The 14,318-nt window shown below is 44.7% G+C and carries 29 protein-coding genes; all 29 read right to left on the bottom strand.

Going from position 1 to position 14,318, the window contains the following annotated elements; translation table 11 throughout:
* Nucleotides 1-250 precede the first annotated feature (250 nt).
* A complete protein-coding gene (gene rplQ / locus Q4533_RS19065) occupies nucleotides 251-646 on the bottom strand; it encodes a 50S ribosomal protein L17 (protein ID WP_076543214.1) in 396 nt (131 codons plus the stop codon).
* A 45-nt stretch (nucleotides 647-691) separates the two neighbouring features.
* Nucleotides 692-1,681, bottom strand: a complete 990-nt coding sequence (gene rpoA / locus Q4533_RS19070; RefSeq protein ID WP_076543215.1) for a DNA-directed RNA polymerase subunit alpha — start codon at nucleotides 1,679-1,681, stop codon at nucleotides 692-694.
* A gap of 24 nt (nucleotides 1,682-1,705) precedes the next feature.
* Nucleotides 1,706-2,326, bottom strand: a complete 621-nt coding sequence (rpsD, locus tag Q4533_RS19075) for a 30S ribosomal protein S4 (RefSeq protein WP_102440090.1) — start codon at nucleotides 2,324-2,326, stop codon at nucleotides 1,706-1,708.
* Between the two features lie 32 nt (nucleotides 2,327-2,358).
* A complete protein-coding gene (rpsK, locus tag Q4533_RS19080; RefSeq protein ID WP_011635661.1) occupies nucleotides 2,359-2,751 on the bottom strand; it encodes a 30S ribosomal protein S11 in 393 nt (130 codons plus the stop codon).
* A 17-nt stretch (nucleotides 2,752-2,768) separates the two neighbouring features.
* Nucleotides 2,769-3,125, bottom strand: coding sequence for a 30S ribosomal protein S13 (gene rpsM, locus Q4533_RS19085; RefSeq protein WP_076543217.1), 357 nt, complete (start codon nucleotides 3,123-3,125; stop codon nucleotides 2,769-2,771).
* Nucleotides 3,126-3,244: 119 nt separating this feature from the next.
* Entirely contained in the window at nucleotides 3,245-3,358 is a 114-nt protein-coding gene (gene rpmJ / locus Q4533_RS19090; protein WP_006083579.1) for a 50S ribosomal protein L36, read from the bottom strand.
* A gap of 22 nt (nucleotides 3,359-3,380) precedes the next feature.
* Nucleotides 3,381-4,721, bottom strand: a complete 1,341-nt coding sequence (secY, locus tag Q4533_RS19095) for a preprotein translocase subunit SecY (protein WP_076543218.1) — start codon at nucleotides 4,719-4,721, stop codon at nucleotides 3,381-3,383.
* Between the two features lie 7 nt (nucleotides 4,722-4,728).
* Nucleotides 4,729-5,163 (bottom strand): 50S ribosomal protein L15, encoded by a 435-nt coding sequence (gene rplO, locus Q4533_RS19100; protein WP_055026491.1) that lies wholly within the window; start codon nucleotides 5,161-5,163, stop codon nucleotides 4,729-4,731.
* A gap of 2 nt (nucleotides 5,164-5,165) precedes the next feature.
* Nucleotides 5,166-5,348: a 50S ribosomal protein L30 gene (gene rpmD, locus Q4533_RS19105; protein ID WP_076543219.1), complete on the bottom strand. Its 183-nt coding sequence runs from the start codon at nucleotides 5,346-5,348 to the stop codon at nucleotides 5,166-5,168.
* A 6-nt stretch (nucleotides 5,349-5,354) separates the two neighbouring features.
* The gene (gene rpsE / locus Q4533_RS19110) at nucleotides 5,355-5,858 is read right to left on the bottom strand and encodes a 30S ribosomal protein S5 (RefSeq protein WP_076543220.1); all 504 of its coding nucleotides are present in this window, start codon (nucleotides 5,856-5,858) and stop codon (nucleotides 5,355-5,357) included.
* 12 nt (nucleotides 5,859-5,870) lie between these two features.
* Nucleotides 5,871-6,221 (bottom strand): 50S ribosomal protein L18, encoded by a 351-nt coding sequence (gene rplR, locus Q4533_RS19115; RefSeq protein ID WP_076543221.1) that lies wholly within the window; start codon nucleotides 6,219-6,221, stop codon nucleotides 5,871-5,873.
* Between the two features lie 10 nt (nucleotides 6,222-6,231).
* Nucleotides 6,232-6,765 (bottom strand): 50S ribosomal protein L6, encoded by a 534-nt coding sequence (rplF, locus tag Q4533_RS19120; protein WP_076543222.1) that lies wholly within the window; start codon nucleotides 6,763-6,765, stop codon nucleotides 6,232-6,234.
* Between the two features lie 10 nt (nucleotides 6,766-6,775).
* Nucleotides 6,776-7,168, bottom strand: a complete 393-nt coding sequence (rpsH, locus tag Q4533_RS19125) for a 30S ribosomal protein S8 (RefSeq protein WP_076543223.1) — start codon at nucleotides 7,166-7,168, stop codon at nucleotides 6,776-6,778.
* Between the two features lie 24 nt (nucleotides 7,169-7,192).
* On the bottom strand, nucleotides 7,193-7,498 hold the full coding sequence (gene rpsN, locus Q4533_RS19130) for a 30S ribosomal protein S14 (protein WP_076543224.1): 306 nt from the start codon (nucleotides 7,496-7,498) through the stop codon (nucleotides 7,193-7,195).
* 10 nt (nucleotides 7,499-7,508) lie between these two features.
* Entirely contained in the window at nucleotides 7,509-8,048 is a 540-nt protein-coding gene (gene rplE, locus Q4533_RS19135) for a 50S ribosomal protein L5 (RefSeq protein ID WP_076543225.1), read from the bottom strand.
* 12 nt (nucleotides 8,049-8,060) lie between these two features.
* Complete coding sequence (gene rplX, locus Q4533_RS19140; RefSeq protein ID WP_102440089.1) at nucleotides 8,061-8,375, bottom strand: 50S ribosomal protein L24; 315 nt, start codon at nucleotides 8,373-8,375, stop codon at nucleotides 8,061-8,063.
* Nucleotides 8,376-8,386: 11 nt separating this feature from the next.
* Nucleotides 8,387-8,755 carry a 50S ribosomal protein L14 gene (gene rplN / locus Q4533_RS19145; protein ID WP_076543234.1) on the bottom strand — a complete coding sequence of 123 codons (369 nt, stop codon included), beginning with the start codon at nucleotides 8,753-8,755 and terminating at the stop codon, nucleotides 8,387-8,389.
* Between the two features lie 214 nt (nucleotides 8,756-8,969).
* Nucleotides 8,970-9,218 carry a 30S ribosomal protein S17 gene (gene rpsQ / locus Q4533_RS19150; protein WP_055026501.1) on the bottom strand — a complete coding sequence of 83 codons (249 nt, stop codon included), beginning with the start codon at nucleotides 9,216-9,218 and terminating at the stop codon, nucleotides 8,970-8,972.
* A complete protein-coding gene (gene rpmC / locus Q4533_RS19155; protein ID WP_006083592.1) occupies nucleotides 9,218-9,409 on the bottom strand; it encodes a 50S ribosomal protein L29 in 192 nt (63 codons plus the stop codon). Before rpmC ends, rpsQ begins: the two co-directional genes overlap by 1 nt.
* Nucleotides 9,409-9,819, bottom strand: coding sequence for a 50S ribosomal protein L16 (rplP, locus tag Q4533_RS19160; protein WP_055026502.1), 411 nt, complete (start codon nucleotides 9,817-9,819; stop codon nucleotides 9,409-9,411). The genes rpmC and rplP overlap by 1 nt, the downstream gene beginning before the upstream one ends.
* Before the next feature lie 11 nt (nucleotides 9,820-9,830).
* The gene (gene rpsC, locus Q4533_RS19165; protein WP_102440088.1) at nucleotides 9,831-10,520 is read right to left on the bottom strand and encodes a 30S ribosomal protein S3; all 690 of its coding nucleotides are present in this window, start codon (nucleotides 10,518-10,520) and stop codon (nucleotides 9,831-9,833) included.
* Between the two features lie 12 nt (nucleotides 10,521-10,532).
* Complete coding sequence (gene rplV / locus Q4533_RS19170) at nucleotides 10,533-10,865, bottom strand: 50S ribosomal protein L22 (protein WP_102440087.1); 333 nt, start codon at nucleotides 10,863-10,865, stop codon at nucleotides 10,533-10,535.
* A 15-nt stretch (nucleotides 10,866-10,880) separates the two neighbouring features.
* Nucleotides 10,881-11,159 carry a 30S ribosomal protein S19 gene (gene rpsS / locus Q4533_RS19175; protein WP_006083596.1) on the bottom strand — a complete coding sequence of 93 codons (279 nt, stop codon included), beginning with the start codon at nucleotides 11,157-11,159 and terminating at the stop codon, nucleotides 10,881-10,883.
* Between the two features lie 15 nt (nucleotides 11,160-11,174).
* Nucleotides 11,175-11,999 (bottom strand): 50S ribosomal protein L2, encoded by an 825-nt coding sequence (gene rplB / locus Q4533_RS19180; protein ID WP_102440086.1) that lies wholly within the window; start codon nucleotides 11,997-11,999, stop codon nucleotides 11,175-11,177.
* Nucleotides 12,000-12,015: 16 nt separating this feature from the next.
* Nucleotides 12,016-12,318, bottom strand: a complete 303-nt coding sequence (gene rplW, locus Q4533_RS19185) for a 50S ribosomal protein L23 (protein WP_076543230.1) — start codon at nucleotides 12,316-12,318, stop codon at nucleotides 12,016-12,018.
* Entirely contained in the window at nucleotides 12,315-12,920 is a 606-nt protein-coding gene (gene rplD, locus Q4533_RS19190; protein ID WP_076543231.1) for a 50S ribosomal protein L4, read from the bottom strand. The genes rplW and rplD overlap by 4 nt, the downstream gene beginning before the upstream one ends.
* Nucleotides 12,921-12,936: 16 nt before the next feature.
* Nucleotides 12,937-13,575, bottom strand: coding sequence for a 50S ribosomal protein L3 (gene rplC / locus Q4533_RS19195; protein ID WP_076543232.1), 639 nt, complete (start codon nucleotides 13,573-13,575; stop codon nucleotides 12,937-12,939).
* Between the two features lie 27 nt (nucleotides 13,576-13,602).
* Nucleotides 13,603-13,914 carry a 30S ribosomal protein S10 gene (gene rpsJ / locus Q4533_RS19200; RefSeq protein ID WP_055026509.1) on the bottom strand — a complete coding sequence of 104 codons (312 nt, stop codon included), beginning with the start codon at nucleotides 13,912-13,914 and terminating at the stop codon, nucleotides 13,603-13,605.
* Nucleotides 13,915-14,246: 332 nt separating this feature from the next.
* A partial coding sequence (locus Q4533_RS19205; RefSeq protein WP_131818057.1) for a hypothetical protein occupies nucleotides 14,247-14,318 on the bottom strand: 72 nt, incomplete at its 5' end.

The raw sequence follows: 14,318 nt of genomic DNA on the forward strand, positions 1-14,318 counted from the left end.
CCCCCCCCCCCCCCCCCCCCCCCCCAAGCCCTGTAACCACCGTAAGCCGGGTAAGCACCTTAAGACCGGTAAGCCAGGTAAGCCAGGTAAGCCAGGTAAGCCAGGTAAGCCAGGTAAGCCAGGTAAGCCAGGTAAGCCAGAGTAAAATACTAAGAGAAATTAATTAGTAAAGATGATTTAAGTTAAAATTTCACGAAAAATAGACATAAAAAAACCGAGCTAGGCTCGGTTTTTTTAAATGAGTAATAAATTACTCTGCAGCTTCTACTTCAACAGCTTCAGCAGCTTCAGGGCGACCTACTAACTCGATGTAAGCCATTGGGGCTTTATCACCGGTACGTAGACCACACTTAAGAATACGAGTGTAACCACCAGGACGTTCCTGGAAGCGTGGACCCAATTCAGTAAATAACTTACCTACAACTTCAGCGTCGCGGGTACGAGCAAAAGCTAAACGGCGATTTGCAACGCTGTCAACTTTAGCAAGTGTTATTAGAGGCTCAACTACGCGGCGCAGTTCTTTCGCTTTAGCTACTGTAGTCTTGATTAACTCATGACTAACTAGTGAGCATGCCATGTTACGGAACATAGCTTGACGATGACTGCTGTTGCGGTTTAGTTGACGACCACTCTTACGATGGCGCATGACCTAATCCTTATAATCTTTAATCTGTACTAACTAAACTGGGACTTATAGGTCGTCTGCTAAACTAGCTGGAGGCCAGTTTTCTAGACGCATACCTAAAGACAATCCGCGAGACGCTAATACATCCTTAATTTCAGTAAGAGACTTCTTACCTAAATTAGGAGTCTTGAGCAACTCAACTTCAGTGCGTTGTACTAGATCTCCGATGTAATGAATCGCTTCAGCCTTCAAACAGTTGGCTGAACGTACAGTTAGCTCTAAATCGTCGACAGGACGCAACAGAATCGGATCAAACTCCGGTTTCTCTTCTACAACAGTCTGTTCAGTCACATCACGAAGGTCTACGAACGCATCTAGCTGTTCAGCTAAAATTGTTGCAGAACGACGAATTGCTTCCTCAGGATCAATAGTACCATTAGTGGTCATATCGATAACGAGTTTATCTAAATCAGTACGTTGCTCTACACGTGCTGCTTCAACATTATATGCAATGCGAGCAACAGGTGAGAATGAAGCATCAACCAACAAGCGACCAATTGGGCGATCATCGTCTTCGGTTTGTGCACGAGCCGAAGCTGGAACATAACCACGACCACGCTCAACACGGATACGCATGCTGATATCATTGTTACCAGTCAAATGACAGATAACATGATCAGGATTCATAATGGTAACATCACCATCATGTGTGATATCTGCTGCTGTAACAGGGCCTGTGCCTGACTTACTTAAAGTAAGTAAAGCTTCATCCTTACCCTCAATGTTTACCGCTAAACCTTTAAGGTTAAGCAATATCTCAAGGATATCTTCTTGTACGCCTTCTTTGCTACTGTACTCATGTAACACGCCGTCGATTTCGACTTCAGTTACGGCACAGCCAGGCATAGACGACAATAAGATACGACGCAAAGCGTTGCCTAATGTGTGACCAAAACCACGTTCTAGTGGTTCTAGCGTAACCTTGGCACGAGTTGGGTTAACCTGCTCTATGTCAACGAGACGCGGTTTTAGAAATTCTGTAACAGAACCCTGCATTGTGTCCTCTCTTGTTTGTTAGCTTTACTTAGAGTAAAGCTCGACGATCAGCTGTTCGTTAATTTCCGCAGACAAATCGCTACGTTCTGGTAGACGCTTGAAAGCACCTTCCATTTTCGCGCTGTCGACTTCAACCCATGTAGGCTTCTCACGTTGACCAGCCACTTCTAAAGCCGCTTTAATACGAGCTTGAGTACGTGACTTTTCACGGATGCTTACAACATCATTCGCAGACACTTTGAATGACGGAATGTTAACAACACGACCGTTAACCACGATTGATTTGTGGCTTACTAATTGACGTGATTCAGCACGAGTCGCACCAAAACCCATACGATAAACAACGTTATCTAAACGGGTTTCTAAAAGAGCAAGTAGGTTTTCACCAGTGTTGCCTTTTAGACGTGCAGCTTCTTTGTAGTAGTTACGGAATTGCTTTTCTAGCACACCGTACATACGACGAACTTTTTGTTTCTCGCGTAGCTGTAAACCGTACTCTGATAAACGTGGCTTACGTGCGCCATGTTGACCAGGTGCAGCTTCAAGCTTACACTTCGAATCGATTGCTCTCACACCGCTTTTTAGGAAAAGGTCTGTACCTTCTCTGCGGCTGAGCTTGAGCTTAGGACCCAAGTATCTTGCCATGATCTTTCTCCAACTATCCTATATACGACGTGTTATACACGACGCTTTTTAGGTGGGCGACAGCCATTATGAGGGATAGGTGTCACATCGGTAATGTTGGTGATTTTATAACCAACAGCGTTCAGCGCACGAATGGCTGACTCACGACCTGGACCTGGACCCTTTACGAAAACTTCAAGGTTTTTAACACCGTAATCTTGTGCAGCAATACCTGCACGCTCAGCAGCAACCTGCGCAGCGAACGGTGTAGATTTACGTGAACCACGAAAACCTGAACCGCCAGAGGTAGCCCAAGACAACGCATTACCTTGACGATCTGTAATGGTGACAATTGTGTTGTTGAAAGATGCATGGATATGAGCCATACCATCTGCAACCTGTTTACGTACGCGCTTACGCGGAGAACGTGACGGAACTTTAGCCATTTTGGTTTACCTTCCCGTTACTTTCTAATTGGTTTACGTGGACCTTTACGCGTACGCGCATTGGTCTTAGTACGTTGCCCACGAAGAGGCAGGCTACGGCGATGGCGGAGACCACGATAACAACCAAGATCCATAAGACGCTTGATGTTCATTGAAATCTCACGACGTAAGTCACCCTCTACTGAGTATTTGGCAACTTCTTCGCGTAGAATATCTATTTGAGCTTCGCTCAATTCCTTGATCTTAGCATCTTCAGCAATTGAAGTAGCTGCGCAGATTTCTCTAGCGCGCGTACGTCCAATACCAAAAATTGCAGTCAATGCGATGACTGTGTGCTTTTGATCAGGAATGTTAATGCCAGCGATACGGGCCACTATGCACTCCTTAATATGTTAAAGGTCGACTGCGAAAAGCCCGAAAGGATACTCGACAGCCAACAAATTTGCAAACATTATTTGCTCAGTTCTATTTAGAACTGAGCAAATATCTTTTTTTAGCCTTGACGCTGTTTGTGTTTTGGTTCAACACAAATCACACGTACAACGCCACTACGCTTGACGATCTTGCAATTACGGCAGATCTTCTTCACGGAAGCTCGAACTTTCATTTCATCACTCCGTTAAAAGCTATTAGCGACCAAAGCGATCTAAATTCGCTTTGTTTACTAGGTTAGCTTTCTTCATCACAGACTCATACTGATGAGACATCATATGGGTCTGAACCTGAGCCATGAAGTCCATGATTACGACTACAATAATTAGTAGTGAAGTACCGCCAAAATAGAACTGTACTTTCCACGCAATTAACATGAACTCCGGAATTAAACAGATAAAGGTAATATAAATCGCACCCGCAAGGGTCAAACGAGTCATTACTTTATCAATGTAACGCGAAGTCTGTTCTCCAGGACGAATCCCAGGAATGAACGCACCACTTTTCTTCAAGTTATCAGCTGTCTCACGTGGGTTAAACACCAACGCAGTATAGAAGAAACAGAAGAAAACGATAGCTGTTGCATACAATAATGAATACAGCGGTTGTCCAGGTGACACAGCTAAAGCGAAATCGCTTAACCATGACATGGACTCATTTGCACCAAACCACTGAGCCAGTGTGCCTGGGAACAAAATAATGCTGGATGCAAAAATTGGCGGAATCACACCTGCCATGTTCACTTTAAGAGGTAAATGTGTGCTTTGCGCTGCGAAAACCTTACGGCCTTGTTGACGCTTAGCGTAGTTAACGACGATACGACGTTGACCACGTTCTACAAATACAACTAAATAAGTAACTGCAAATACGATTACTGCTAATAGCAACAGAACCAGTACATTCAAATCACCTTGACGAGCCTGTTCAGCCGTTTGGCCGATAGCAGACGGTAAACCAGCAACAATACCTGCGAAAATTAATATCGAGATACCATTACCAATACCACGTTCAGTAATTTGCTCACCTAGCCACATTAGGAACATTGTTCCTGTCACTAGACTCACAACTGCAACAAAGTAAAAACCAAAACCTACATTGACCACAAGGCCAGGTACTAGGCTTGGCAAACCTGTTGCAATACCAATCGATTGAAGCGTACCCAACACTAACGTTCCGTATCTAGTGTACTGACTGATTTTCTTTCTTCCTGACTCGCCTTCTTTTTTCAATTCAGCAAGAGCAGGATGAACAACAGTCAATAATTGCATGATAATCGATGCCGAAATATACGGCATGATACCTAATGCAAAGATAGAGGCACGCTCTAAAGCACCACCCGAGAACATGTTAAACATGCCAAGGATGGTATCTTTTTGTTGAGCAAACAGATCTGCTAACACAGCTGCGTCAATACCAGGAATTGGTACAAACGAACCGGCTCTAAAGACGATAATCGCACCAATCACGAACAGGAGACGGGTTTTCAATTCAGATAAACCGCCTTTCGCGCTTTTTAAATCAAGTCCTGGTTTTGCCATCGACGTATTATTCCTCGATCTTGCCGCCGGCAGCTTCAATAGCTGCACGTGCACCTTTGGTTACCTTCAGACCTTTAACGGTCACTGGGCGTTCAATGGTACCTGAAAGAACGATTTTCGCAAACTGTATGTTGCGAGTAATTACGTTCGCATCTTTCAGTGCGTTAAGGTCGATAACATCACCGTTAACTTTTGCTAGTTCGAGTAAACGAACTTCAGCTGAGACCAAAGCTTTGCGCGAGGTAAAACCGAATTTAGGTAAACGAATTTTAAGAGGCATTTGACCACCCTCAAAACCGATACGCACACCGCCGCCAGAACGAGACTTTTGTCCCTTATGACCACGACCTGCGGTTTTACCTAAACCAGAACCAATACCACGACCTACACGCTTAGGAGCAGACTTAGATCCTGCTGCTGGAGATAGAGTATTTAAACGCATTATTAATCCTCCACCTTAACCATGTAGTAAACTTTATTAACCATACCGCGAACTGAAGGAGTATCTTCAACTTCAACGGTGTGGCCAATACGTCTTAGGCCTAAACCTAATAAACAGGCACGGTGCTTTGGCAAACGACCAATCGCACTCTTTGTCTGTGTTACTTTAAACGTTTTAGTAGCCATGGTGCATTAACCTCGAATTTCATCAACATTCAAGCCGCGCTTAGCTGCAACTTGTGCTGGTGACTTCATGTGCACCAACGCATCGACAGTAGCTCGAACGATGTTGATCGGGTTAGTAGAACCGTATGCTTTTGACAGAACGTTATGAACGCCTGCTACTTCCAATACGGCACGCATTGCGCCACCGGCAATAATACCGGTACCTTCCGATGCTGGTTGCATGTAAACACGCGAACCAGTATGGCGACCTTTAACTGGGTGATGCAGTGTACCTGCGTTCAACTCCACGGTTACCATGTTACGACGGGCTTTTTCCATTGCTTTTTGAATAGCAGCTGGAACTTCGCGCGCTTTACCATAGCCATAGCCAATCTTACCGTTACCATCACCTACCACTGTTAGTGCGGTGAAGCTAAAGATACGACCACCTTTAACTACTTTAGAAACACGATTAACTGCAATCAATTTCTCTTGCAAATCGTCTTTCTGCTGAGCTTCTAATTTAGCCATTTTTATAACCCCTTAGAATTTCAGGCCAGCTTCACGAGCTGCGTCAGCTAATGCTGCTACGCGACCGTGATACTTGAAACCAGAACGGTCGAATGCAACCGAAGTTACACCTTTTTCGATCGCACGCTCTGCAACAGTTTTACCCACTGCTTTAGCTGCGTCTACGTTACCGGTACTCTTTAGTAGTTCTTTAACCGCTTTTTCAACGGTTGAAGCAACTGCCAACACCTGAGCTTCAGGATTAATCACCTGAGCATAAATGTGACGCGGTGTACGATGTACAACCAGACGGTTCACGCCCAGCTCTTGGATCTTCTTACGAGCACGCAGAGCGCGACGTAAGCGAGATGTTTTCTTATCCATATCGCGTTACCTACTTCTTCTTAGCCTCTTTACGGCGTACTTGCTCGTCTGCATAACGAACACCTTTGCCTTTATAAGGCTCTGGTGGACGATAGCCACGAATCTCAGCAGCAACCTGACCAACTAACTGTTTATCAACGCCCGAAAGGACGATGTCAGTTTGGCTAGGACACTCTGCAGTAACACCTGCGGGAAGTTTGTGAACCAATGGATGTGAGAAACCTAAAGTTAGATCTAGGTTTGAACCAGCTGCTTTCGCACGGTAACCAACACCAATTAACTTTAATTTTTTAACAAATCCTTCAGAAACACCAACAACCATGTTGTTTACTAGTGCACGAGCTGTACCAGCTTGAGCCCAAGCGTTAGCAACGCCTTCAACTGGACCAAAACTTAGTACGCCGTTGTCTAGAACAACACTTACCGCTTTGTTGATTTCTCGAGTCAAACTACCTTTAGTACCTTTTACGGTGATAGTTTGTTCGTTTAAGGTCACCTCTACGCCGGCAGGAATAGACACTGGTGCTTTTGCTACACGTGACATACCTAGCTCCTTACGCTACGTAGCAGATAACCTCGCCACCCATGCCTGTTAGGCGGGCAGCACGATCGGTCATCAAGCCTTTAGAAGTGGACACAATTGCGACACCCAGACCGCCCATCACCTTTGGAAGTTCGTTTTTACCTTTGTAAATACGAAGACCAGGACGACTTACGCGCTGGATAGTCTCAACGACTGGTTTGCCTTGGAAATACTTTAAAGTGATTTCTAATTCAGGCTTGGCTTCTTCTGCTACGGCGTAGTCAGTAATGTAACCTTCATCTTTAAGTAATTTCGCAATTGCTACTTTTAACTTAGCTGAAGGCATCTTTACTGATACTTTGTTAGCAGCTTGGCCGTTACGAATACGTGTTAACATATCCGCAATAGGATCTTGCATGCTCATATTAGCTTACTCCGTGACAAGTGCTTACCAGCTGGCCTTACGTAGACCAGGAACTTCACCACGCATAGTAGCTTCACGTAATTTAATACGGCTAAGGCCGAATTTACGTAAGAAACCATGTGGGCGACCAGTTTGATTACAACGGTTGCGTTGACGCGCAGCGCTAGAATCACGAGGTAGAGCTTGTAACTTAAGAACAGCTTCCCAACGGTCTTCGTCAGAAGTCGCAGGTGCGCTGATAATAGCCTTAAGTGCTAAACGCTTTTCAGCATATTTAGCTACGAGCTGTGCACGCTTTGCTTCACGTGCTTTCATAGATGATTTTGCCATTATGCTACCCTTATTTCTTGAATGGGAAGTTAAATGCGTCTAACAAAGCACGACCTTCTTCATCATTCTTCGCAGTAGTAGTGATAACAATATCCATACCACGAATCTTATCGATTTTATCGTAATCGATTTCTGGGAAGATGATTTGCTCACGCACACCCATTGCGTAGTTACCACGACCGTCAAACGCTTTTGCGCTCAGGCCACGGAAGTCACGAATACGTGGGATTGCAATGTCAACTAAACGCTCTAAAAATTCCCACATACGCTCACCGCGTAGGGTAACTTTACAGCCAATAGGGTAGCCTTCACGGATTTTAAAACCAGCAACTGATTTACGTGCAACAGTTACAACTGGTTTTTGGCCAGCGATTGCAGTCATATCACGGAGCGCATGCTCCATAACTTTTTTGTCTGCAACGGCTTCGCCTACACCCATGTTAAGGGTGATTTTTTCAATCCGAGGGACTTGCATGACACTGGTATATTCGAACTTTTTAGAAAGTTCTGCAATAACAGTCTCTTGATATTTATCATGCAGTTTCGCCATCGTTTACTCCGTTTACTTAATGAGTTCACTATTCGATTTAAAGAAACGGACTTTTTTGCCGTCTTCGAATCGGAAACCAACACGATCTGCCTTGCCTGTGGCTTGGTTAAAGATCGCTACGTTTGATGCTTGTATCGCTGCTTCTTTCTCGATTACACCACCAGTTACGCCCAATTGTGGGTTTGGCTTTTGGTGTTTTTTAACAAGATTGATGCCTTCAACAATCAACTTACCAGTAGGTAGGACTTGAGAAACTTTTGCTCGTTTACCCTTGTCTTTACCTGCTAATACAATTACTTCGTCTTCACGACGGATTTTAGCTGCCATTTTGAAGCTCCTTACAGTACTTCTGGTGCCAGAGAGACGATTTTCATAAACTGCTCGTTGCGCAATTCACGTGTCACTGGTCCAAAAATACGAGTACCAATCGGTGCAAGGTTTGCGTTAAGCAAAACTGCTGCATTCCGATCGAAGCGAATGACAGAACCATCTGGACGACGTACGCCTTTCTTAGTACGGACTACCACCGCGTTATATACATCACCTTTCTTCGCTTTAGCGCGAGGAATAGCTTCTTTAACAGAAACCTTGATGACGTCGCCGATACCGGCATAACGACGATGAGAGCCACCCAAGACCTTAATACACTGAACTCTACGAGCGCCACTGTTACACGCGACGTCTAGAGTCGATTGCATTTGGATCATTTTAAGTGCTCCGCTATCGTTACTACAAAACCCCGAAATTGGGATCATATTTGTCCACTTCTTGAACAATTCATACCTTGCTAATTACTCATTAGCATTGAATGCAATTTGTTCAAAAATGGGGCGCAAGTATAACACCAAAATATTGGGTTGCATAGTATAAAAAAACAAACGGCCCCAAGCATTGGAGCCGTTTACTATAACCTAATGATTACTAGGCTTTTGTTACTACTTCAACAAGTGTCCAAGACTTAGTCTTAGAAAGAGGACGACACTGACTAATAGTCACTACGTCACCTTCATTACACTGATTGGTTTCGTCATGTGCATGGATCTTAGTTGTACGCTTAATGTACTTCCCATAAATAGGATGTTTCACTTGGCGTGCAATAGCAACAGTAATAGACTTGTCCATTTTGTTGCTAAGAACTCGACCTTGCAAAGTACGGATTTTATCAGACATTACGCACCTGCCTTAGAAGTAATAATGGTCTTAACACGTGCAATGTTACGACGCACTAATTTCAATTGATTCGTTTGAGTCAACTGACCAGTAGCGTGTTGCATACGCAGGTTAAACTGCTCACGCAGCAGACCAAGTAATTCAGCGTTAAGTTCTTCAACGCTCTTTTCTCTTAGTTCGCTCGCTTTCATTACATCACCGTCTTAGTTACGAAGGTAGTCTTAATAGGAAGCTTGGCAGAAGCTAAAGCAAACGCTTCACGCGCTAACTCTTCAGATACACCATTCATCTCATAAAGAACCTTACCAGGTTGAATCTGACATACCCAGTATTCAACGTTACCCTTACCTTTACCCATACGCACTTCAAGAGGCTTAGAGGTAATTGGCTTGTCAGGGAAAACTCGAATCCAAATTTGTCCTTGACGTTTAATGTGACGTGTCATGGCACGACGTGCAGATTCGATTTGACGAGCTGTTAAACGACCACGGCCGACAGCTTTCAAACCGAAAGTACCAAAGCTAACTTCAGTACCGTTCGCTAGACCGCGGTTACGGCCTTTGAACATCTTGCGAAACTTCATACGTTTAGGTTGCAGCATTAAAGTTTCTCCTATTTAGCACGAGGCTTGCGCTTAGACTGCTGCTTCGGCTCTTCTAACGCGACAACGTTACCGTCTAGAACTTCGCCTTTGAAGATCCAAACTTTAACGCCAATCACACCGTATTGGGTGTGACTTTCAGCTGTAGAATAGTCGATATCAGCACGTAGAGTATGCAAAGGTACACGACCTTCACGATACCACTCAGAACGTGCGATTTCAGCTCCGCCTAGACGGCCGCTCACTTCAACTTTGATACCTTGAGCACCAATGCGCATTGCGTTTTGAACTGCACGCTTCATAGCGCGACGGAACATAACACGACGTTCTAGTTGCTGCGCAATACTGTCAGCAACTAACTTTGCGTCTAACTCAGGCTTACGGATCTCAGCGATGTTGATTTGAGCAGTAGTGCCTGTAATTTTAGATACATGTGCACGTAATACTTCAACGTCTTCACCTTTCTTACCAATCACAACGCCTGGACGGGCAGTGTGAATAGTAACGCGGATGCTCTTCGCAGGACGCTCGATAACGATTTTAGATACTGATGCAGCCTTCAATTTCTCTGTAAGATATTGACGAACTTCCCAGTCGCTGTTCAGATTATTCGCATAATCTGACTTATCGGCGTACCAAGTAGAGATCCAAGGCTTCGTGATACCCAGACGGATACCATTAGGATGTACTTTCTGTCCCATTGCTCTCTTCTCCTAGCGATCTGATACAACCACAGTAATGTGGCTGGTACGCTTCATGATACGATCAGCGCGGCCTTTGGCACGAGGCATGATGCGCTTCATAGTTGGTGCTTCGTCAACAAAGACTTGGCCAACTTTAAGCTCATCGATATCTGCACCTTCGTTGTGTTCGGCGTTTGCGATAGCTGAGTCTAGTACTTTCTTAACCAGTACGGCGGCTTTCTTAGGGCTGAAGGTCAAAATCTCAAGCGCCTTAGATACAGGCAACCCGCGAATTTGATCAGCAACTAGACGGGCCTTCTGCGCAGACGTACGGGCGTAACGATGTTTAGCTAAAACTTCCATCTTATGTCTCCCGTATTAACGCTTCTTCGCTTTCTTATCTGCAGCATGGCCGCGATAAGTGCGAGTTGGTGAAAATTCACCAAGCTTATGACCGATCATTTCGTCAGTTACGAACACAGGTACGTGCTGACGACCATTATGGACAGCGATGGTCAACCCAATCATATTTGGGATGATCATTGAGCGGCGAGACCAAGTCTTAATTGGTTTTTTATCTCCCGCTTCCATCGCTTTCTCTACCTTCTTCAGCAAGTGCAGGTCAATGAAAGGACCTTTCTTGAGAGAACGTGGCATGGGCGAATCCTCTTACTATTTGTTACGACGACGTACAATGTACTTGTCGGTGAGCTTATTACTACGAGTTTTATAACCCTTAGTTGGCACACCCCATGGACTTACTGGATGACGACCACCAGAAGTACGGCCTTCACCACCACCGTGTGGATGGTCTACCGGGTTCATTGCAACACCACGCACTGTAGGGCGTACGCCTCTCCAGCGTTTAGCACCTGCTTTACCTAACTGGCGTAGCATGTGCTCGGCATTTCCAACTTCACCGAATGTTGCACGACAATCAACAGGCACTTTGCGCATTTCGCCAGAGCGAAGACGTAAAGTTGCATATTGGTTATCACGAGCAACAACTTGAACATAAGCACCAGCTGAACGCGCGATTTGAGCACCTTTACCAGGTTTCATTTCTACTGCGTGCACAACACTACCCACTGGGATGTTGCGAAGCGGCATTGCGTTACCGGTTTTGATGTCTGCATCCACACCAGATTGGATTGCATCACCAGCTTTCATGCCTTTAGCGGCAAGAATGTAGCGACGCTCACCGTCTGCGTACAATACTAACGCAATGTTAGCTGTACGGTTTGGATCATATTCCAGACGTTCAATTTTCGCAGGGATACCGTCTTTATTGCGTTTGAAATCAATAATACGATAATGCTGCTTGTGTCCACCACCAACGTGACGAACAGTGATGCGACCCGTATTGTTACGGCCACCACTTTTAGATTTCTTAGCCAACAGGCCTGCAAAAGGTTTCCCTTTATGCAAGTCGCTGTTCACCACTTTAACAACGTGGCGACGACCTGGAGAGGTTGGCTTACACTTAATAACTGCCATGATAATTCTCCTTTGCTTACTCAGCGCCACCGACGAAATCGATGTCAGCACCAGCAGCTAAAGTTACATAGGCTTTTTTCCAATCGCTACGACGACCTACACGGCCACCGGTACGTTTAGTTTTGCCTTTGTTTACCAAAGTGCGAACACTATCAACTTCAACTTCGAAAAGTTTCGCTACAGCAGCTTTAATCTCTGCTTTAGTCGCATCGATTGCTACGCGGAAAACTACAGTGTTGTTTTTCTCAGCTAATACAGTGCTCTTTTCAGATACATGTGGCGCTAAGATAACTTTTAGCAAACGTTCTTCGGTGATCATGCTAGCATCTCCTCGATTTGCTTCACTGCATCAGCAGTAACAAGAACAGTGTTGAACGCGATTAGACTAACTGGGTCTAGACCCGCTACGTCACGTACGTCAACCTTGTATAAGTTGCGTGCTGCTAAGAATAAATTCTCATCAACATCTGCAGTAACAATTAGAACGTCTTCTAGTTGCATTTCTTTTAACTTAGCTTTCAGCTCTTTAGTTTTAGGAGCTTCAACACTAAAAGATTCAACAACGACTAAACGCTCTTGACGTACCAATTCAGAAAGAATGCTTTTTAGAGCACCACGGTACATCTTTTTGTTAACTTTTTGGCTGTGATCTTGTGTTTTAGCAGCGAATGTTACGCCACCGCCACGCCAGATCGGGCCTTTAACACTACCGGCACGAGCTCGGCCTGTGCCTTTCTGACGCCAAGGCTTTTTGCCTGAGCCAGTTACTTCCGCACGAGTCTGTTGAGCACGAGTGCCCTGACGCGCGTTTGCAGCGTAAGCTACAACTACCTGATGGACCAATGCCTCGTTAAAGTCACGGCCGAAGGTAGTTTCGGAAACTTCAAGAGCGCTTTGCGCGTCTTTCAATACCAATTCCATTACTATCTCCTCAGACCTATGCTTTAACGGCTGGCTTGATAATCAAGTCACCATTGGTAGCGCCAGGAACAGCACCTTTTACCAATAACAAGTTACGCTCTGCATCTACACGTACAACGTCTAGATTTTGAGTAGTTACTTGCTCGGCACCCATGTGGCCAGACATTTTCTTACCTTTGAAAACGCGACCAGGTGTCTGGTTTTGACCAATAGAACCATTAGATCTATGAGCCAAAGAGTTACCATGTGTCATATCTTGAGCGTGGAAGTTCCAGCGTTTAATACCGCCTTGGAAGCCCTTACCTTTAGATTGACCAGTAACATCAACTTTCGCTGTATCTGCAAAGATATCAACGTTAAGTTCAGCACCAACTTCAATGCCTTCACCTTCACCATCTGCCAAACGCAATTCCCATAAACCTCGACCGGCTTCTACGCCGCTCTTAGCAAAATGGCCTGCTTCTGGCTTAGTGATGCGGTTGGCTTTTTTGGTACCAGTAGTTACTTGAAGAGCACGGTATCCGTCGTTTTCTAAAGTTTTCACTTGAGTTACGCGGTTACCAGCAATTTCAATTACTGTTACAGGGATTGAAGCACCATCTTCTGTGAAGATGCGAGTCATACCCACTTTACGACCAATAAGACCGATAGCCATCTTTCAAACCTCTTCTAAGGATCTCAATTAACCTAAGCTAATCTGAACGTCGACACCAGCGGCAAGATCTAAACGCATTAATGCGTCTACAGTCTTTTCAGTTGGCTCTACGATGTCAACTAAGCGCTTGTGAGTACGAATTTCGTACTGATCACGTGCGTCTTTGTTGACGTGCGGAGAAGTCAAAATGGTATAACGTTCTTTACGCGTAGGAAGTGGAATTGGACCACGAACCTGTGCGCCTGTACGCTTAGCAGTTTCAACGATTTCCGCTGTTGATTGATCGATCAAACGATGATCAAATCCTTTCAAGCGGATACGGATTCTTTGGTTCTGCATTGACCAGAGCTCCTAAAATGCACACATAAAAAATCACCCTCTAGCTTCTTCCCAATGGAAAAGCAGAGCGAGATGATTTAACCGTAGACTCCCAATCGGAGTCAATTATGAAAATGAATAATCCAAATGATTAAACATTATATTACGCTGTCTAGGACAGCGAAGGGTAATTATACAGATCTAATTTCATAGATCAACCCCTGCGAACAAAAACTCTTCAATTTAGTGGTTCTGTTCAAGGCGGTGGATTTTACATGGTTAGAATCAAAATGCAATAAAAACAAAAAAGGAAGCCGAAGCTTCCTTTTTTTATGTGTTAACTAAAGACGCTATTAAGCGATAACTTTAGCTACAACACCAGCACCAACAGTACGGCCACCTTCACGGATAGCGAAACGTAAACC

The sequence above is a fragment of the Shewanella sp. 6_MG-2023 genome, assembly GCF_030547195.1.
Classification (GTDB): domain Bacteria; phylum Pseudomonadota; class Gammaproteobacteria; order Enterobacterales; family Shewanellaceae; genus Shewanella.